Origin of the sequence: Acidovorax sp. 210-6, assembly GCF_010020825.1 — a bacterium.
Classification (GTDB): Bacteria; Pseudomonadota; Gammaproteobacteria; order Burkholderiales; family Burkholderiaceae_C; genus Simplicispira; species Simplicispira sedimenti.
Genome location: NZ_JAACJE010000001.1, coordinates 985,406 through 1,003,334, shown reverse-complemented (window position 1 = coordinate 1,003,334; position 17,929 = coordinate 985,406). Strand labels below are relative to the sequence as shown.

General features: G+C 66.2%; 15 protein-coding genes. 4 read left to right on the top strand and 11 right to left on the bottom strand.

All coding sequences use genetic code 11. The annotated features are described in order from the left end of the window. Positions 1-20: 20 nt before the first annotated feature. Positions 21-455 (bottom strand): hypothetical protein, encoded by a 435-nt coding sequence (locus GWK50_RS04700; protein ID WP_162015533.1) that lies wholly within the window; start codon positions 453-455, stop codon positions 21-23. 8 nt (positions 456-463) lie between these two features. Next, on the bottom strand, positions 464-1,036 hold the full coding sequence (locus tag GWK50_RS04695; protein WP_162015532.1) for a hypothetical protein: 573 nt from the start codon (positions 1,034-1,036) through the stop codon (positions 464-466). Positions 1,037-1,159: 123 nt separating this feature from the next. Here GWK50_RS04695 and GWK50_RS04690 point away from each other — a divergent pair, with 123 nt between their 5' ends. The 4 genes from GWK50_RS04690 to GWK50_RS04675 all read left to right on the top strand — a co-directional run bounded on the left by GWK50_RS04690 (position 1,160) and on the right by GWK50_RS04675 (position 7,230). Beyond that, positions 1,160-2,074, top strand: coding sequence for a 2-dehydropantoate 2-reductase (locus GWK50_RS04690; protein WP_162015531.1), 915 nt, complete (start codon positions 1,160-1,162; stop codon positions 2,072-2,074). A 67-nt stretch (positions 2,075-2,141) separates the two neighbouring features. Further along, positions 2,142-4,604, top strand: coding sequence for an ATP-binding protein (locus GWK50_RS04685; RefSeq protein WP_162015530.1), 2,463 nt, complete (start codon positions 2,142-2,144; stop codon positions 4,602-4,604). Next, complete coding sequence (locus GWK50_RS04680) at positions 4,601-5,908, top strand: glycerate kinase (RefSeq protein ID WP_162015529.1); 1,308 nt, start codon at positions 4,601-4,603, stop codon at positions 5,906-5,908. The genes GWK50_RS04685 and GWK50_RS04680 overlap by 4 nt, the downstream gene beginning before the upstream one ends. Positions 5,909-6,078: 170 nt before the next feature. After that, positions 6,079-7,230, top strand: coding sequence for an ABC transporter substrate-binding protein (locus tag GWK50_RS04675; RefSeq protein ID WP_162015528.1), 1,152 nt, complete (start codon positions 6,079-6,081; stop codon positions 7,228-7,230). Positions 7,231-7,392: 162 nt separating this feature from the next. Here GWK50_RS04675 and GWK50_RS04670 read toward each other — a convergent pair whose 3' ends face one another. From GWK50_RS04670 to GWK50_RS04630, 9 genes are all read right to left on the bottom strand, one after another. Next, on the bottom strand, positions 7,393-8,268 hold the full coding sequence (locus tag GWK50_RS04670; RefSeq protein ID WP_162015527.1) for an alpha/beta hydrolase: 876 nt from the start codon (positions 8,266-8,268) through the stop codon (positions 7,393-7,395). A gap of 38 nt (positions 8,269-8,306) precedes the next feature. Further along, positions 8,307-9,371, bottom strand: a complete 1,065-nt coding sequence (locus GWK50_RS04665; protein ID WP_162015526.1) for a branched-chain amino acid ABC transporter permease — start codon at positions 9,369-9,371, stop codon at positions 8,307-8,309. Positions 9,372-9,384: 13 nt separating this feature from the next. Beyond that, complete coding sequence (locus GWK50_RS04660; RefSeq protein WP_162015525.1) at positions 9,385-10,368, bottom strand: branched-chain amino acid ABC transporter permease; 984 nt, start codon at positions 10,366-10,368, stop codon at positions 9,385-9,387. A 96-nt stretch (positions 10,369-10,464) separates the two neighbouring features. After that, the gene (locus GWK50_RS04655; protein ID WP_162015524.1) at positions 10,465-11,193 is read right to left on the bottom strand and encodes an ABC transporter ATP-binding protein; all 729 of its coding nucleotides are present in this window, start codon (positions 11,191-11,193) and stop codon (positions 10,465-10,467) included. Then, positions 11,190-11,972 (bottom strand): ABC transporter ATP-binding protein, encoded by a 783-nt coding sequence (locus GWK50_RS04650; protein WP_162015523.1) that lies wholly within the window; start codon positions 11,970-11,972, stop codon positions 11,190-11,192. The genes GWK50_RS04655 and GWK50_RS04650 overlap by 4 nt, the downstream gene beginning before the upstream one ends. A 66-nt stretch (positions 11,973-12,038) precedes the next feature. Beyond that, positions 12,039-13,511: a PHB depolymerase family esterase gene (locus GWK50_RS04645; protein WP_162015522.1), complete on the bottom strand. Its 1,473-nt coding sequence runs from the start codon at positions 13,509-13,511 to the stop codon at positions 12,039-12,041. A gap of 153 nt (positions 13,512-13,664) precedes the next feature. Further along, positions 13,665-14,849: a substrate-binding domain-containing protein gene (locus GWK50_RS04640; protein WP_162015521.1), complete on the bottom strand. Its 1,185-nt coding sequence runs from the start codon at positions 14,847-14,849 to the stop codon at positions 13,665-13,667. A gap of 116 nt (positions 14,850-14,965) precedes the next feature. Continuing rightward, complete coding sequence (locus tag GWK50_RS04635; RefSeq protein ID WP_162015520.1) at positions 14,966-16,216, bottom strand: substrate-binding domain-containing protein; 1,251 nt, start codon at positions 16,214-16,216, stop codon at positions 14,966-14,968. 142 nt (positions 16,217-16,358) lie between these two features. Beyond that, positions 16,359-17,879: a sigma 54-interacting transcriptional regulator gene (locus GWK50_RS04630; RefSeq protein ID WP_162015519.1), complete on the bottom strand. Its 1,521-nt coding sequence runs from the start codon at positions 17,877-17,879 to the stop codon at positions 16,359-16,361. Between the last annotated feature and the right edge of the window lie 50 nt (positions 17,880-17,929).

Sequence of the window (17,929 nt, the reverse complement as noted above, 5' to 3'; positions counted from 1 at the left end):
TGACGTTGAACGGACAAGGCTCATCCAGGACGGCGTGATCGACGGCCTGTGCCGGGCATGGTCTTGGGTTGCCGGAAAGCCAGCGCCACCAGTCCCGCACCCACCACGGTCACGATGGCGCGCTCCAGGCCAGCCGCCCAATGAGCCGCCGGAATCTCGTTCAGCCAGGGTGCGCCAGGCAGATAGCGCACGCGCACTGGCTTGCCCACCGCCATGTCGCGTGGGGCAAAAAAATCGCCCACCCGCTGCGTATGGCCCTGCGCCATCTGTCCATTGGGGAGTCGAAACTCATAGGCGATGGTGTAGGTGTAGCGATTGGGAATGGCCTCGCCCCTGTCACCCAACTGCCGCCGCACCTGCGTGACCGTGCCCTGCGCTTCGGCACCCAGCCACAGCACCATGGGAAGCCCCGCACCCCAGAGCACAAGCACAGCGCCCAACAAAAGCAGAAACACGCGTGTCTTCATGTGCTGGGGCACATGCGCAAGGCCCAGGTGCGTGCCAGGTGGTAGTTCTGCGGGGTGCAGAACAAGGCGGCGCGCGTTCGCCACCCACCGTCCAGATGAATGGTGTGGCGCGCCTCGTCGCAGCGCACCCGCTGCACGGCCTTCCAGGGGACAAAACTGCTGGCGCCGCTGCGCGCCAGCATGCCCGCACCTGCCACCGTGAATCTGCCCGTTGCCAAACCCAGAACAACGGCCAACTGCGATGCCTTGTGGGCCTTGCGATCGCGCACCTGCGAAAAAACGCCACGCTCATCTACCGTGAATTCCATGGCAATGCGGTTCCCGAAATACAGCACCATGACAGCAAGCGCCCCCAACACCAGTCCCACATGCACCAGCGCCAACACCCCCAGCGTGGGAAGAATGCCTGCCCAATCGCCCTCGACAGCGAAAATTCCACACGCAAAAAGCGACACGACGGCAAAGGTCACCAGAAACACTCCCGCCGTCTGACGCAGCACCACGGGACTGCCAAGCAAGGACACATCCACCGTCCAGGTCATGGGTTCGGGCAAGGGTTTGGAGGACACGGCAGAAGTCTGTGAGCGAAGGATTTGCACAGTGTGCCACCCGTTGCACCCTTGTCCTACACTGCCCCATGTCTGCCTGCGCACGATGCCCAGGCACACACAAGCTGTTGAAAGGACGTTGCCATGAGAATTGCCGTGATGGGCGCTGGCGCCGTGGGCTGCTACTACGGCGGCATGCTTGCACGCGCAGGGCACGAGGTCGTGCTGGTGGCACGCGCGGCCCATGTCGAGGCCGTGCGCCGAGACGGATTGCTGCTGGACACCTTGTCGTTTTCGGAACGGGTACGCCTGCAGGCCGACACCGAGCCCAGCGGCGTGCAAGGCGCGCAGTGCGTGCTGTTTTGCGTCAAATCGACCGACACCGAGAGTGCCGGGCAGGCCATGAAGCCCTATCTGGCACCGGACGCCGTGGTGCTGAGCCTGCAGAATGGGGTGGACAACGCCGAGCGCCTTCAAACCATGCTGGCGCACACGGTGCTGCCAGCCGTGGTGTATGTGGCCGCTGGAATGGCCGGGCCGGGCCACGTGCGCCACCATGGCCGGGGCGAACTGGTGATTGCCCCCGCACCGCAAAGCCAGGCCATTGCACAGACCTTTGCGGCAGCGGGAATTCCGGTGCAGGTGTCGGACAACGTGGCCGGCGCCCTCTGGGCCAAGCTGGTGCTCAACTGTGTGTACAACCCGCTCTCGGCGCTCACGGGGCTGGCCTACGGCGCCATCGTGGACAGCCCGGGGCTGAACGTGCCTCGCATGATGGACGACATCGTGCAGGAATGCCTGGCCGTGGCCCACGCCAAGGGCATCGCGCTGCCTGCGGGCACGGCCGATGCAGTGCTGCCGCTGGCTGCGAGCATGTCCACTCAGATTTCGTCCACCGCGCAGGACCTGGCGCGCGGACGGCCCACGGAGATCGACCACCTCAACGGCTACATCGTGCGCCAGGGCGAGGCGCTGGGCATCGCCACGCCTGCCAATCGCATGCTGCAGACCCTGGTGCACCTGCGGGAAAAGCAGATGGCCACCCAGGCAAATACTTGAAATTTGATAGCACGCAGCGCTTGCCACCACTGCGCAAAAACCGATTTTTGCTTCTATTGAATACCCCATGTCCGCCACCGCCCTTGCCCCCGAACAACTGCGCCTGAACATTGCCCCCGACCGCCTGGGCTTCGCCAGCACCGCCGAGTTGCAGGACCAACCGCTGCCCTGGATCGGACAGGAGCGCGCCGAGGCCGCCGCACGCTTTGGCCTGGGGCTGGAGCAGCCGGACTACAACCTGTTCGTGCTCGGCGAGGTGGGCAGCGGCCGCGCGTCGCTGCTGCACCAGGCCATGAAGCAGGCCGCCGCCCAGCGCGCCGTGCCCCCCGACCTATGCTACCTGCACAACTTTGACAACCCCGAGCGCCCACGCGCGCTGCGCCTGCCCGCGGGCCAGGGGCGCGCACTGCGCCAGGGCATGGAGCAGCTCACCCGTGCGCTGCAGGCCGACATCCCCAAGCGCCTGGACGGTGCCGACTTCCGTGCCGAGAGTGCGCGCATCGAACAGGCCTACCAGGCCCGCGAGTCGCAAGCCTTTGCCGAACTGGATGCGCTGGCCGAGTCGCTGCGCTTTCGCCTCTCGCGCGACGAGGGGCACATGGTCTTCACCCTGCTCGGCCCCCAGGGCGAGCCGCTGACCGAAGCCGACGCCCGCGCCCTCACGCGCGAACGCCGCGCCGAAATTGACGATGCCGAGCAGAAGCTGCGCAACGCCATCGCCCGCTTTCTGGACGACATGCGCCCACTGGAGCGCCAGCGCGACGACGCACTGACGCAACTGCGGCGCCAGGTGGTGCGCCCCCTGCTGGACCATGGGCTGCAAGAGGTGCGCAACCCCCTGCGCAAACAGATCAAGGACACCGTCAAGCTCGGACAGTGGCTGGACCAGGTGCGCCAGCAGGTGCTGGAGCAGCTCGACCTTTTCATGTCCGTGCAGGGCAACGAGGCTGCAGAAGACGAGCGCAAGGAGCAGCTGGACACCCTGCTCTCGCGCTGCCATGTGAACCTGGCCGTGGACAACGCCGGGCTGCAAACTGCGCCCGTGCTGATCGAGGACAACCCGCAGCTGCGCAGCCTGTTTGGCAGCATCGAGGTACAGGCCGAAGACGACGCCGTGCAGGCCGACTTCTCCCACATCCACGCGGGCAGCCTGCTCAAGGCGCATGGCGGCTTTTTGCTGCTGCATCTGCGCGACCTGCTGGGCAACGAAAGCCTGTGGGAGCGCCTGCGCCGCTTTCTGCGCTGCAGCCGCCTGCAGATCGAGGAGCTGGGCAGCAGCCACGGCATCCAGGCCACCGCTGCGCTGCAACCCGAGGCGGTGGATGTGCAGGTCAAGTTTGTGCTGGTCGGCTCGATCGAGGAGTACTACGCCCTGCAGGAGGGCGACCCCGAAGTGGCCCGGCGCTTTCGTGTAAAGGTGGACTTTGCCGAGTCCTTCAGCGCCAGTGCGCAAACCTACCAGGCCAGCGCCGTGTTCGTGGCACACACCTGCAAGAAGCGCGGCCTGCCGCACTTTGGCCCCGACGCCGTGGCCCGCATGCTGGAGCACAGCCACCGCGAGGCCGACGACCAGACCCGCCAGAGCGCCCTGTTCGCCTACACCGAGGCCCTGGCCATCGAGGCCGCCGCCCTGTGCCGCGCGCGCGGTGCCAGCCTGGTGGCCCTGCACGACGTGGAAGCCGCCCTGCAGGCCCGCACCCTGCGCCACAACTACCCCGAACAGCGCCTGCACGAGAGCATCACCGACGGCGAGCGCCTGCTCGCGCTGCACGGCTGGCAGGTGGGCCAGATCAACGCGCTCACGCAGATCGACCTGGGCGACTACCGCTTCGGCTTTCCGGTGCGCATCACCGCACGCACCTTTGCCGGGCAGGAGGGGCTGCTCAACATCGAGCGCGAGGTCGAGATGTCTGGCCCCATCCACGACAAGGGCGTGCTCATCCTGCACAGCTACCTGAACGCGCTGTTCGGCCACCTGGCGCCGCTGGCGCTCAATGCCTCGGTGGTGTTCGAGCAGGAGTACAGCGGCGTGGAGGGCGACTCGGCCTCGTGCGCCGAGCTGTATGCGTTGCTGTCCTCGCTCTCGGGCCTGCCGCTGGCGCAGGGCATTGCGGTGACCGGCGCACTCAACCAGCACGGCGAGGTGCTGCCCGTGGGCGGCATCAATGAAAAGATCGAAGGGTGGTTTCGCGCCTGTGAAACCGCGGGGCTTGACGGCAGCCAGGGGGCGCTGATCCCGGCGCGCAACCAGCGCCACCTGATGCTGGAGCCACGCATCGTGCAGGCCGTGGCGCAGGGGCGCTTTCACCTGTGGGCCGTGCAGCATGTGAGCGAGGGCATTGCACTGCTTACCGGCCAAGCCGCAGGCATGCACCCACGCGGCGTGACCGCAGAACCAGGCAGCGTGGTGGCCCTGGCCGATGCCCAACTGCGTGCCTACCGCCGCGCCTGCCAGGCGGCACTGCGGCCCCGATCACGTGCCACCACACGCCTGCGCGCGCCCATCCACGGCGAGCCCGGCACCCCATGACCGCCCCCACCGACGCCCGCGCCTTTCTGCGCGCGCTGTTCGACACCGCCGTGGCCCGCGCCCAGCCCGCACAGGTGCTGGCTCCGTACCTGCCGCCGCCCCCGCGTGGGCGCACCGTGGTGGTGGGCGCGGGCAAGGCCGCTGCCAGCATGGCCGCAGCGGTCGATGCGCTGTGGCCCGCCGATGCGCCACTGCAAGGCCTGGTGGTCACACGCTACGGCCATGTCCCGCCCGGCCTGCCACAGCCCCAGGCGCGCATTGCCGTGCTGGAGGCGGCCCACCCCGTGCCCGACGCCGCCGGGCAGCAGGCTGCCACGCGCATCGCCGCGCAGGTAGCAGGCCTGGGGCCGGACGATCTGGTGCTGGCACTCATTTCCGGCGGTGGCTCGGCCCTGCTGGCCCAGCCTGCGCCTGGCATCACCCTGGCCGACAAGCAGGCCCTGAACCAGGCGCTGCTGGCCAGCGGCGCCAGCATTGACGAGATGAACTGCGTGCGCAAGCACCTCTCGGCCCTCAAGGGCGGGCGGCTGGCGGCGCTGGCCGCCCCGGCACGCGTGGTGTCGCTGCTCATCAGCGACGTGCCGGGCGACGACCCCGCCGTCATCGCCAGCGGCCCCACCGTACCCGACCCCAGCACCTGCCAGAACGCACTGGCCATTTGCCAGCGCTACCAACTACCCCTGCCTGCCGCGGCGCACGCCGGCCTCGCCAGCGGCGCCTTCGAGACCCCCAAGCCCGGAGATGCGCGGTTCCAAGGCCATGCTGTGCACCTCATCGCCACGCCCCAGCACAGCCTGGAGGCTGCCGCCGCACTGGCACGTGCACAAGGCGTGGCGGCACACATCCTGTCGGATGCCATCGAGGGCGAGAGCCGCGACGTGGGCAAGGTGCACGCCGCCCTGGCACGGCAGGTGGCACGCCAGGGCCAGCCAGTCACGAGGCCCTGCGTGCTGCTGTCCGGCGGGGAGACCACGGTCACGCTGGGCACCCCGGGCGCCCACCCACGGGGCCGGGGCGGCCGAGCCAGCGAATTTCTACTGTCCTGCGCCCTGGCCCTGCAGGGCGAGCCCGGGGTGTACGCCCTGGCGGCCGACACCGACGGCATCGACGGCGTGGAAGACAACGCAGGTGCCCTGATCACCCCCGACACCCTGGCCCGCGCCCAGGCACTGGGCCTGTCAGCCACGGACCACTTGGCGCGGCACGATGCCTACAGCTTCTTCGCTGCCCTGGGCGACCTGGTGGTGACCGGCCCCACCTTCACCAACGTGAACGACTTTCGCGCGCTGTACCTGCCAGGTTGACCAAGGGCAATGCACCGCCATCGCACCTTGTATCCAATGGAGAATGTGTCACGGATGTGACGAATTGGGCCTGCGCGCAAGGGTTACCCTGAATAACGCACAGAAACATACAAATCGATACTTCTGGACACGTTTTGACCGATCTTGGGAACACACACCGGAACCCCACCATGAACCAACCAACGCCCAGCACCCTCCCCCTTCTGGACCGCCGCCGCCTGCTCCAGGGCACCGCCGCCCTGGCCACCCTGGGCCCTTCGGCCTGGGCCCATGCGCAGGGCGATGCATGGCGCATCGGCCAGACAGCCGCGCTGACCGGGCCGCTGGCCTTCCCGTTTGTGGAGATGAACAAGGGCATTGCCGCCGCTTTCAAGGAGGTGAACGACCGCGGCGGCATCGACGGGCGCCCGGTCGAGTTCTTCAGCCTGGACGACGCCGGCGCCCCCGAGAAGGCCGCCGAAAACACGGCCACGCTGCTCAAGAAGGACCAGGTGTTCACCATGTTTGCCTGCGGCGGCACCACCAGCGTGATGGGTGCGCTCAAGGTGCTGGCCGAAGCCAAGGTACCGCTGCTGGCTCCGGCCACGGGTTCGGACGCGCTGCGCCCCTTCAACCCACTGGTGTTCCACACCCGGGCCAGTTACGCACAGGAACTGGCCAAGATTGCGCGCCAGCTCAGCTCCACGGGCTTTACCAAGATGGCCGTGGGCTACTTCGACAACCCTTTCGGCAAGGCCACGCTGGCGGCCTTCGAGGCGGCCGCCCGTGCCACGAACAACACACAGTGGAAGCCATTTCTGGTGCAGGAAACCCCTGAAGGCATTGAAAAAGCGGTGCAGGAGATCGTGCAGTTCCAGCCCAATGCGCTGATGTCGCTGGCCATCGGCGCCAGCGGCATTCCGTTCTACAAGTCTCTGCGCCAGCGCATCAAGGCGCCTGCGTTCTCGATCTCGTTCCTGGGCTCGCGGCCGCTGCTGGCGGCGCTGGGCGAAGCGGCCGCCGGCATCACCGTGGCGCAAGTGGTGCCCAACCCCACGAACCCCGCCATCCCGGTGGTCAAGGCCTACCAGGAGGCCATCAAGAAGCTGGGGAATGTGGACATTGGCTATTCCTCGTTCGAGGGCTATGTGAATGCACGCATCCTCATCGAGGCCCTGCGCCGCGCCGGACGCGCCGCCTCGCGCGAGAAATTCATCGAGGCCCTGCACTCCATGCGCCCCTACGACCTGGGCGGCTTCGAGGTGCGCTACGGCCCCAACGACCACGACGGAACCGACTTCGTGGAGCTGACCTACTTCAACGGCGAGCGGTTCAGGAGGTAAAGGGGACAGCCCCCTGAGCGGCTGCGCCCACACTCGGAGCACTGGCGGCCCTTGCGCAGTGGTTGCCGGACTGGGCTGCGCCCGTTGGATACGCCGCAAGCGGTGCAACGAACGCCAAGAAAGCCCTCCCGCGCGCCCACCAGGCGGCAGCACGGGAGGGGCTCAAACTGCCTGTTCTGCCCTCGCGAGGAAGGCGTCCACCAGCGCGTAGTGCGCGGGCACGTTGAGCGCGGGTGCGTGGCCGCAACCTGGCACCTCGATCACCTGCGCCAGGCCGCGTGCACCAGGGCCTCGGGTCAGCATTTCTGCGACGGTCTCGGGCAGCACGAGGTCCGAATCTGCCCCGCGCAGGCACAGCACGGGGATGTCGAGCCGGTCGTAGTGGTCCCAGATCAGGTAGTCGTTCTCGTGGTGGGTGAACTGCTGCACCATGGCCGGGTCGTAGTGCGGCGTCACGCGGCCGTCTGGCAGGCGGCGGGTGGAGGTCTCCGTCAAACGGCGCCACTGCGCATCGCTCAGCCAGCCATAGGGCTGGTACACCTGTCGGAAGAAGGCCTCCAGCTCGGCCACGGTATCGAACGCGGGGGGCTGGCCCGCGTAGGATTTGATACGCTCCAGCGCCGCATCGGCCAGGCGCGGCGCGTTGTCATTGAGCAGCAGGCTGCGGATGCGCCCGTGCAATCGCGGCTCGAACAGGCCTGCAGCGCAGACCGTGCCGATGGCGCCCCCCATCGAGGTGCCGATCCAGTGCGCCTGGGCAATGCCCAACTGGTCGAACAGATCGGCAGCCAATTGCGCATAAAAGGCCAAGCGGTATTCCTGCACCGGGTTGCGGCTCCACTGGCTCAGGCCCCGACCCAAAGTGTCGGGGCAGATCACGCGGTAGCGCCCTGCCAGGTGCGCAGCCAGGTCGTCCATGTCGCGTCCGGTGCGCGCCAGGCCGTGCCAGGCGATCACCACGGGGGCATCGCCTGCACCCCATTCGGTGTAGTGGATTTCATAGCCAGCGCAGGTGGCGTAGCGGGATTGGGGTGACATGGTGGGCAACCTTGTGGTGCGGGGTGCGTTGCGTGGTCTCAATGCGCTGCCGCGGCGCGCAGGCGGCCGACGACGCCCGTGGGGAAGTAATAGACCGAGAGCACGAACAGCACCCCCAGCCACAGCAGCCAGCGGTCGGGCGAGAGCAGCGCGGCCAGCCAGGGCAGGCTGGAAGCTGCTTCATGCCCCAGGCGCAGCAGGTCTTGCAGGTAGCTTTGCGCCACCAGGAACAGCACGGCGCCGATGGCCGAGCCGTAGATGGTGCCCATGCCGCCGATGACCACGATGAGCAGGCAGTCCATCATGATTTCGAAGCTGAGCGAGGTGTCCGGCCCGTTGTAGCGCAACCAGAGCGCCAGCATGCAGCCCGCCAGCGTGGCGAACAGGGCCGACAGCACGCTGGACGTGGTGCGGTACACCACCACGCGGTAGCCAATGGCCTCGGCGCGGAACTCGTTCTCGCGGATGGCCTGCAGCACACGGCCGAAGGGCGAGTTGACGATGCGCAGCAGCGCCAGCACCAGCGCCACCGCCGTGACAAACAGCAGGTAGTAGCAGATCAGGCGCCCGTCGATGGTCACGCCCAGAAAGGGTTCCTCGAAGGGTTCGAAGCTGGGCGACAGCAGCTCGGGCACCTTGAAAGTCAGGCCGTCCTCACCGCCGGTGAAGTCCGAAAGCTGCGAGGCCAGCGTCTGGAACGCCGCCGCCACGGCCAGCGTGATCATGGCAAAGAAGATGGCGCGCACGCGCAGCGAGAACAGCCCCACCGCCAGCGACAGCAGCAGCGACAGCAGCAGCGCCCCACCCACGCCCACGGCCAGTGCGCCCCAGGTGGCGCCCAGGCGCGTGGTCGCAATGGCAATGCCGTACGCACCAATGCCGAAGAACATGGTGTGCGCAAAGCTCACGATGCCGGTGTAGCCCAACAACAGATCGAAGCTGGCCACCAGCACCACAAACACCAGCACCTTGGCGGCCACCGACAGCGGCTTGACACCAGGAAACAGGAAGGGTGCAAACGCCAGGCCCAGGAGAACGGCCAGCAGAATGACCGCCAGCACCTTGCTGCGCGGGTAGTCACCGGAGAGAAGTCGGTTCAACATGTCGGGCGCCTCTTCAACGGTTCGTGACGGGATAGACACCCTGCGGGCGCCACAGCAGCACGGCGACCATCAGGGCGATGTTGGAAAACAGCGCCACCTTGGGCACCAGGAAGCCGGTGTAGTTGGCCATCAGGCCCACCAGCAAAGCGCCGATGAGCGCACCGCCCGTGCTGCCCAGGCCGCCGATGATGATGACGATGAAGATCAGCACATTGACCTGCGCGCCCATCTGCGGAACGACGTTCTGCTGGTACAGCCCCCACATCACGCCGCCCAGGCCTGCCAGCGCCGAGCCCGCCACGAACACGCCCACAAACAGGCGCCGGATGCGGTAGCCGAGCGACTCGACCATCTCGCGGTCCTGCACGCCCGCGCGGATGAGCAGGCCCACCTTGGTGCGCGAGAGCGTCCAGGCCAGCACGCCGAACACCACCAAGCCCACGGCCACGGCGACCAGGCGGTACTTCTCGATCGCTGCATCGCCCACCAGCAGCGAGCCGCGCATGCCCTCGGGCAGGGGCAGCGGGATCTGCTGCGGCCCCCAGATGACCTTGATGAGCTCCTCGCCAATGATCATGCCGCCCATGGTGATGAGGATTTGCTTGAGGTGCTGGCCGTACACCGGGCGCACGATGAAGCGCTCGAACGCCAGGCCCAGCGCGCCCGCCACGGCCATGGCCACCAGCATGGCGGGCAGCACGGCCACCAGGTTGCGCCACAGCTCGGCGCTGCCCGTCCAGTCGCCCATGGCGCCGAGCACGCTGGTGGCCACAAAGGCGCCCAACGCGATGAACACGCCGTGGCCGAAGTTCAGCACGTCCATCAGGCCGAACACCAGCGTGAGGCCCGAAGCGATGATGAAAATGATCATGCCCATGGCCAGCCCCGCCACCGTGAGCGTGAGCCAGGTGCTGGGCGAGCCGATGAGCGGCAGCACGATGAGCGCCAGCAACGGCACCAGGGCCAGGGGTTTCCAATCCAGGTCGCGGCGGTTCATGGCGTGGCCTTTCCTGCGGTTTGTTTTGCTATTGTTTTTATAGCTGCTTGCGCTTTATTCATGGGCGTTAGAGGCATATTTCTCATATAAACCCCCTCAGAGTGCGAGTCCCAGCAGGGACTGCTGCAGCGCCTCGTCGGCGGCCAGGTCGGCCATACGGCCGGCGTGCACCACACGGCCGTTGTCCATCACGGCCACGGCATCGCCCAGGCGCTTGGCGAAGTGGATGTTCTGCTCGACCAGCAGGATGGTCACGCCGCTCTTCTTGAGCTGGTCGAAGGCGTCGATCATGTTGTTGATGATGGCCGGCGCCAGACCCTTGCTGGGCTCGTCCACGATGAGCAGCTCGCGCGGCTCGACGATGGCGCGGCTCACAGCCAGCATCTGTTTCTGCCCGCCGCTGAGCTTGCCGGCGGGGTGGTTCCAGAATTTCTCCACGGCCGGGAACAGCTTGAAAATCCATTCCAGCCGGGCCTGGTCCATCTGCCCGGCATGGCTGGCCTTGCGCGCGGCCAGCAGCATGTTTTCCTTCACCGTGAGGTCGGCAAAGATGCCCATGTTCTCGGGCACATAGGCGATGTTCAGGCCTGCAATCTGCGGCGTGTGCATGCGCGTGATGTCCTGCCCGCCAAAGTGGATGCTGCCCTGCGAGGCCTGCCACAGGCCCATGATGGTGCGCAGGGTGGTCGTCTTGCCCGCGCCATTGCGGCCCAGCAGCATGGTCAGCTCGCCGCGCGGCACGGCCAGTTCCACGCCATGCAGGATGTGGTACGCCCCGATGTGCGTGTGCACGCCCTTGAGCTCCAGAAGGTGGGGGGTGCTCATGCGGCCTCCTTGTCTGCGTCCTTGCTCACGCCCAGGTAGGCTTCCTGCACCACGGGCGATGCGATCACCTCGGCCGGCAGGCCGTCGGCCACCAGCGTGCCGTTGGTCAGCACGATGATGCGGTCGGCCAGCTCGCGCACCACGTCCATCTTGTGCTCCACCAGCAGGATGATCTTGGTCTTGTCCTTCTTCAGCTCGCGGATCAGGTTCAGGATCACGGGTGCCTCGTCGTGGCTCATGCCCGCCGTAGGCTCGTCGAACATGTACACCTGCGGCTCCAGCGCCATGAGCAGCGCGACTTCGAGCTTGCGCTGGTCGCCGTGCGGCAGGCTGGCCACCGGGGTATCGCGGCGTTCAAACATCGCCACCTGGTGCAAGATGGCCTGCGCCCGCTCGGTGAGCTGGCGGTGGTCACTCCAGATGCTCCAGAGATTCAGGCCCCGGCGGTGCTTGCCCTCTTGCGTGGCCTGCACGGCCAGGCGCACGTTCTCCAGCACCGTGAGGTTGGGGAACAGGTTGGTGAGCTGGAACGCCCGCCCCAGCCCGGCGCGCGTGCGCTGCGAGACGGATTGCCCCGTCAGCTCACGACCGCCCAGCGTCACCGAGCCGCTGGTGGCCTTGAGCTGGCCGGAGATCAGGTTGAAGTAGGTGGTCTTGCCCGCGCCGTTGGGGCCCACGATGGCGGTCAGCGTGCCTGGCTCGAAGGCACAGGTCACGGCATTGACCGCCACGTGGCCGCCAAAGCGGATGGTCAAGTCCCGGGTGGCCAGGGTACTCATGGGTTCTTGCTCGCTTTCACTGTCTCGTTCCTTGGGTGTTCCCGCCACCAGGCAGGCCCTGTGGGCTCAGGGGCAGGTGCCGATCACGTAGTAGTTGGGGCCGGTCTTCTTCAGTGTGGTGGTCGTGAAAATGTTCCACCACCCCATGCCCTGGCCGGAACCGTTGGCATAGGTGAAACCGTACAGCGCATAGGCCCGGCCCGCCAGGGTGTGGGCGTAGTTGCTGGCAGTGGTACAGGTGGGTGTCTCGCCGCCGCTGGCCGCCAGGGTGGTGGCCGATACGGGGGCCGAGGCCGTGCCTTCCACGCCCTGGGCGTCCACGGCACGCACCGTCCATTGGTAGGTGGTGGAGGCGGCCAAGCCAGTGTCGGTATAGCTGGTGCCATACACGGTGAGCGCATTGACCTTGTTGCCGTTGCGGTACACGTGGTAGCCGTCGGCTCCAGCCACGCTGTTCCAGCCCAGGGCCATGCTGCTGGCGGTGGCGCCCGAGGCGCTCACGCCCGTGGGGGCGGGCAGCAGCACCGGGTCGGGGTCGGGCGGCGTTGCACCACCGCTGCCCAGGCGGTCCACCATGGCCTTGATGGCGGCCATCTGCGGGCCGGTCTTCTTGGCGTAGTTGGCGCTGTCGTAGCCCCACCAGTCCCAGCAGCTGTTGGTGGCGGCGGTGCTGGTTTGCGGGTACAGCACCACGATGTGGTTGGTCTCGGCCCAGCGGTTGAAGCCGGTGTTGCGCACGTACTGCTGCTGCACGTCGCTCACGTTCTGCTTGCAGCCGTGCAGCGCGACGTGCAGGCGGCAGGTGGCGCCGCTCTGGCAGGCCTGCGGGATGTAGGCCCAGCCATTGCTGGCCATGCCGTGGCCGCTGATGAAGCTGCTTTGCTTGAACTCGACAAAGCTGCTCTCGGGCAGGGCCGTGCTGCTGCGCGCGTTGAGCGGCCCGTACAGGTGCTGCAGCATGGCACCGGCCAGGTCGAAGTTGCAATCGTTGATGTAGGGCGAGCCCTTGACCGAGCAGGCGCTGCCGTAGTCGTCGGTCACCAGGGCATGCTCTGCGGCGATGTCTTTTTTGTACACCACGTTGGCGGCAGGTACAAAGCTGTTGTAGTAGGTCTTGAGGGCGTCCATGACGCCGGTCTTGACCACGCTGTCCACCGAGCCCGAGAACAGATAGACCTTGGAGTTCTGCAGGTGGGACACCGGGTCTACATGCCCCTGGCTGGCCCAGGTGTTGGTGGTGCCTACCAGCGTACTGGTGGGAATGCCCGCAGGGCTGGCCATGCACCGACCCGTGGCGTTGACCACCGATCCCTCGGCGCAATAGAACGGGCCGCCCGCCACCACGCCCGCCCCCTTGGCAAACACCGAGGAAAACGCCACGTGCAACTGCACCGCCATGTACCCGCCAGAGGACAGGCCCGATACCGTGGTCTGGGTTTTGTCGAGTTGCAGGGCGGGCAGTTCCACCGCCGCCCAGGCCGAGCCCGCCATCGCACACACTGCCACGGCGGCCGCCGTCTGAAGGATTCTCATCGTCATGTTGTCTGTCTCCTGTGGGGTTGTGGGGGCAGGCAACAGCCCACCCTCCCCGTGTGCCCGGGGTTCTTGCGTTCACTGGAAAAAGAGGGGCGGCCGCCCCTGCGGGATGCACCCCGGCGCACGCGCTGGCGCGCCGGGCCTCGCCAACCGGAATCAGCGCTTGTTGCGGATCGGGATCTGCATTTCCTCGGGCTTGATCTCACGCACCAACTCGGGCACGCCCCAGGCAAAGGCCGGGTCCACCTTGATCTTGAAGTGGTACATGCTCTGCATGGCCTGGTGGTCTTCCTTGCGGAAGGTCATCTTGCCCTTGGGCGTGTCAAAGCTCATGCCTTCCATGGTCTTGATGAGCTTGTTGGTGTTGGTGTCGCCATTGGTGGCCTTGAGGGCCGTGACCAGGGCCATGGCCGCCGAGAAGCCGCCCGCGGTGAAGAAGTCCGGCGGGGTCTGGAACTGCTTGTAGTGCATGGACACCAGCGCCTCGTTCGCCGGATTCTTGGGGATGCCGAAGTAGTAGTACGTCGCGCCCTCCATGCCGGGGAAGTTCTTGTAGCTGGCCATGGCAGGCAGGATGTTGCCGCCCGTGGCGATCTCGATGCCGTAGCGCTTCAAGTCCAGGTCGGCGATCTTGAACGGGTTGCCCGCCCCTGCCCAGATGATGAAGATGATCTTGCGCCCCGGCTGGTCCTTGAGCTTGTCGATCAGGCGCTGCGCACCGGCCGTGAAGTCCGTGGTGTTCGTCGGCAGGTATTCCTCGTGCACCAGCTTGGCGTTCTTCAGCGCGTCCTTGAAGGCCTTCACGCCGTCGCGCCCAAAGGCATAGTCCTGCGCCAGCGTGGCCACCGTCACGCCGGGCTTGTCGATGGCCACGGCGTTGCTGATCGCGTCCTGGCTGCTGTTGCGGCCGGTGCGGAAGATGTATTTGTTCCACTTGTCGCCCGTGATGGCGTCGGCCACGGCGGGTTCGACCAGCAGGATCTTTTTGTACTCTTCCGCCACGGGCAGCATGGCCAGGGCCACACCGCTGGAGCTCGGTCCCACGGCGATGTCAGCTTTGTCGTCAGCATATGCGGCAGCCAGCAGGCTCTTGCCCAGGTCAGGCTTTCCCTGGTCGTCTTTTTCGATCACAACCAGCTTCTTGCCGTTGATCGTCATGCTGCCGCCCGTGGCGTAGTTCAGGCCCATCAGCAGGCCGGTCTGGGTCTGCTTGCCATAGGCTTCGAACGGGCCCGTCTTGCTGTACACGTGCGCAATGCGGATTTCGCCCGTCTGCGCCAGGGCAGCGGTGGACAGCGTGGCGGCCAGAGCGGCCAGAGAGATCATGGTGCGTCGTTGCATGGGATTGCCTCCTGTGGTGATGACTGCATATTGCACACTTCGTGCCAGCATGTACATCGTTGATTGGTAACGATTTTTACAAGCAGCCAGAACAATTTGTCTATTTTTCAGACATATCAATTGTCTGATTTTTGAACAATTGTCTGTGTTTTTGTCAGGGTTTGTACGGTGTCTTGCCGGGCGTTGCGTATGGGCAGATCCATCTCCTCCTGACGGATCTCGCGCACCAGGCGCAGGTCCGCCAGCGTGCCGGGCCGCGCACCAGCCGATACGCGGAAGTGGTACATGCTTTGCAACGCTTGGTGGTCTTCCTTGCGGAAGGTCATCCAGCCCTTGGGGGACTCAAAGCTCATGCCCTCCATGGTGCGTATCAGGCGCTGGGTCTCGGTATCCCCACCGGTGGTCTTGAGCGCCTTGACCAGCGCCATGGCGGCGGTGAAGCCCCCGGCGGTAAAGAAGTCGGGCGGTGATTTGAACTGGGTGTAGTGGTTGGTCACCAGCCACAGGTTGGCCGGGTTGCGCGAGAAGCCAAAGTAGTAGTACGTAGCCCCTTCCATGCCCGGAAACTGGTTGTAGGCCACCATGGCGGGCAGGATGTTGCCACCCGTGGCGATCTCGATGCCGTAGCGCTTCAAGTCCAGGTCGGCAATCTTGAACGGGTTGCCCGCGCCCGCCCAGATGATGAAGATGATCTTGCGCCCCGGCTGGTCCTTGAGCTTGTCGATCAGGCGCTGGGCACCGGCGGTGAAGTCGGTCGTGTTCGTCGGCAGGTATTCCTCGTGCACGAGCTTGGCGTTCTTCAGCGCGTCCTTGAAGGCTTTCACGCCGTCACGGCCAAAGGCGTAGTCCTGCGCCAGTGTGGCCACGGTCACGCCGGCCTTGTCGATCGCCACGGCGTTGCTGATGGCGTCCTGGCTGCTGTTGCGGCCGGTGCGGAAGATGTATTTGTTCCACTTGTCGCCCGTGATGGCGTCGGCCACGGCGGGTTCGACCAGCAGGATTTTCTTGTATTCCTCGGCCACCGGCAGCAGCGCCAGAGCCACGCCCGAGCTGGTGGGGCCCACAGCAATGTCGGCCTTGTCGTCCGAGTAGGCCGCTGCCAGCAGGCTCTTGCCCAGGTCGGGCTTGCCCTGGTCGTCTTTCTCGATCACCACCAGCTTCTTGCCGTTGATGGTCATGCTGCCGCCTGTGGCGTAGCTCAGCCCCATCATCAGGCCGGTCTGCGTCTGCTTGCCGTACGCCTCCAGCGGGCCGGTCTTGCTGTACACGTGCGCAATGCGGATTTCGTCCGTCTGCGCGAGGGAAACGGTGGCGGCGGGCAAGCCTGTGGCCAGGGCGGCCAAGGCCACCAGGGTTCTGCGGTGCATGGGAATGTCTCCTGCAAATGATCTGTGACCAAATGTTGCAGCAATCGTGCCAGCCCTTGCGCAACGTCACCTCCCTGTCACAGCACCGTCAAACCACCCACATTTGGCTGGATTCCAGACAATCGTTTTGCCTGAAATTCAGTCAGATGTTCAAATTTTCATCAGGGTTTTCCAGCCTTTGGTAAAGCGTGGCGCGCGAAATCCCCAACTGCCGTGCCGTGGCCAGCTTGTTGCCCCCAGTGGCCGCCAGGGAGGCCGCAATGGCCCGCCGCTCCAGTTCGGCCACCTGCACGGCCAGGGGGCGCAACAGGCTGTCGGGCGCGGCAGATCCTGTCGCCATGGCGGACTGGTTGACGGGGGCAGCCGGCTCCACCCCGGCTTCGCGCAGCAGGGCGCGCAGCATCTCGGCGTCGATGGACTGCGCATCGCTGCGCATCGCGGCCTGCTCCAGCACGTTGCGCAACTCGCGGATATTGCCGCGCCAGGGCTGGGCCGCGAGCAAGGCCATGGCATCGGGCAACAGCTCTGGCGGGGCAATGCCGTTGCGCAGGGCGATTTCCTCACCCAGCACCTCCACCAGCGCCGGAATGTCGCCCGGGCGCTCGCGCAGCGGCGGCACGCGCACGGGCAGCACATGCAGGCGGTAGAACAGGTCTTCGCGGAAACGCCCCTCGCGCACCAGCGCCGACAAGTCGCGCGAGGTGGCGGCAATCACGCGCACGTCGAAGGGCACCAGTTGGTTGGAGCCCAGCGGCTCGATCTCCCCCTCCTGCAGCGCGCGCAGCAGCTTGGCCTGCAGGCTGGGGGGCATGTCGCCGATTTCATCGAGAAACAGCGTGCCGCCGTCGGCCAGCTTGAACTTGCCGTCGCGGCCCTTGCGGTCGGCGCCAGTGTAGGCGCCAGGGGCCACGCCAAAGAACTCGGCCTCCAGCAAGGTGTCGGGCACGGCGGCAATGTTGACGCCCACAAAGGGCCCGCTGGCACGCTGGGACGCAGCGTGGATGGCATGGGCCAGCAGTTCCTTGCCGGTGCCCGTTTCGCCCAGCAACAGCACCGGGCTGGCCGATTGCGCCGCGCGCCGTGCCTGGCGCTTGACCTCGGTGGCCGCAGGGCTGGAACCGACGAAACTGGCGAAGGTGTATTTGGTGCGGCGATCCCCCGAGCCCGCACCGCGCAACTGCTGGCTGCGCTGCGCCGCCAGTTCACGGCGCGCTTCGTCCAGGTCGCGCTGCAACAGCGCGAATTTGCTGATGAGCGGTTGCAAGGTGGTCTCGGGGTGGTCAAACAGCACAATGCCGATGGCGCCAATGACCTTGCCCACATCGTCGCGCAACGGGATGCGGCTGACCACAAAGGTGCCGGCCTTGTTGGTGAGCAGGTCGATGAGCACGGCCTGACCCGTCTCCAGCACACGGCGCATACCGGTGTTGGGGATCACCTCCTCCACCGTGCGCCCCACGAACTGATCCACCGAGGTGATGCCCAGGTCCGGGAAAAAACGCTGGTAGCCCTCATTCACCCAAACGATGCGACCGCGCAAATCCACCAGAAACATGCCCTGGCTGACGGTGGAGAAAAGCTGAAACATCGACCGCGCTGCCAGCTCCAGAATGCCCTGGGCATCCAGCGGCAGCGCGGGTATGGAGTCGGAGGTGTCTGGCATGGGCCCCGATGGTAGCGCGCAGGCCGCCACGCGCCGCGGCACAATGCCTC

Bases quoted from the DNA above. Each gene is read 5' to 3' on its own strand.
- GWK50_RS04655 (WP_162015524.1), bottom strand. From the start codon at position 11,193: ATGAGCACCCCCCACCTTCTGGAGCTCAAGGGCGTGCACACGCACATC.
- GWK50_RS04685 (WP_162015530.1), top strand. From the start codon at position 2,142: ATGTCCGCCACCGCCCTTGCCCCCGAACAACTGCGCCTGAACATTGCC.
- GWK50_RS04640 (WP_162015521.1), bottom strand. From the start codon at position 14,849: ATGCAACGACGCACCATGATCTCTCTGGCCGCTCTGGCCGCCACGCTG.
- GWK50_RS04680 (WP_162015529.1), top strand. From the start codon at position 4,601: ATGACCGCCCCCACCGACGCCCGCGCCTTTCTGCGCGCGCTGTTCGAC.
- GWK50_RS04690 (WP_162015531.1), top strand. From the start codon at position 1,160: ATGAGAATTGCCGTGATGGGCGCTGGCGCCGTGGGCTGCTACTACGGC.
- GWK50_RS04630 (WP_162015519.1), bottom strand. From the start codon at position 17,879: ATGCCAGACACCTCCGACTCCATACCCGCGCTGCCGCTGGATGCCCAG.
- GWK50_RS04660 (WP_162015525.1), bottom strand. From the start codon at position 10,368: ATGAACCGCCGCGACCTGGATTGGAAACCCCTGGCCCTGGTGCCGTTG.
- GWK50_RS04650 (WP_162015523.1), bottom strand. From the start codon at position 11,972: ATGAGTACCCTGGCCACCCGGGACTTGACCATCCGCTTTGGCGGCCAC.
- GWK50_RS04675 (WP_162015528.1), top strand. From the start codon at position 6,079: ATGAACCAACCAACGCCCAGCACCCTCCCCCTTCTGGACCGCCGCCGC.
- GWK50_RS04645 (WP_162015522.1), bottom strand. From the start codon at position 13,511: ATGACGATGAGAATCCTTCAGACGGCGGCCGCCGTGGCAGTGTGTGCG.
- GWK50_RS04635 (WP_162015520.1), bottom strand. From the start codon at position 16,216: ATGCACCGCAGAACCCTGGTGGCCTTGGCCGCCCTGGCCACAGGCTTG.
- GWK50_RS04670 (WP_162015527.1), bottom strand. From the start codon at position 8,268: ATGTCACCCCAATCCCGCTACGCCACCTGCGCTGGCTATGAAATCCAC.
- GWK50_RS04665 (WP_162015526.1), bottom strand. From the start codon at position 9,371: ATGTTGAACCGACTTCTCTCCGGTGACTACCCGCGCAGCAAGGTGCTG.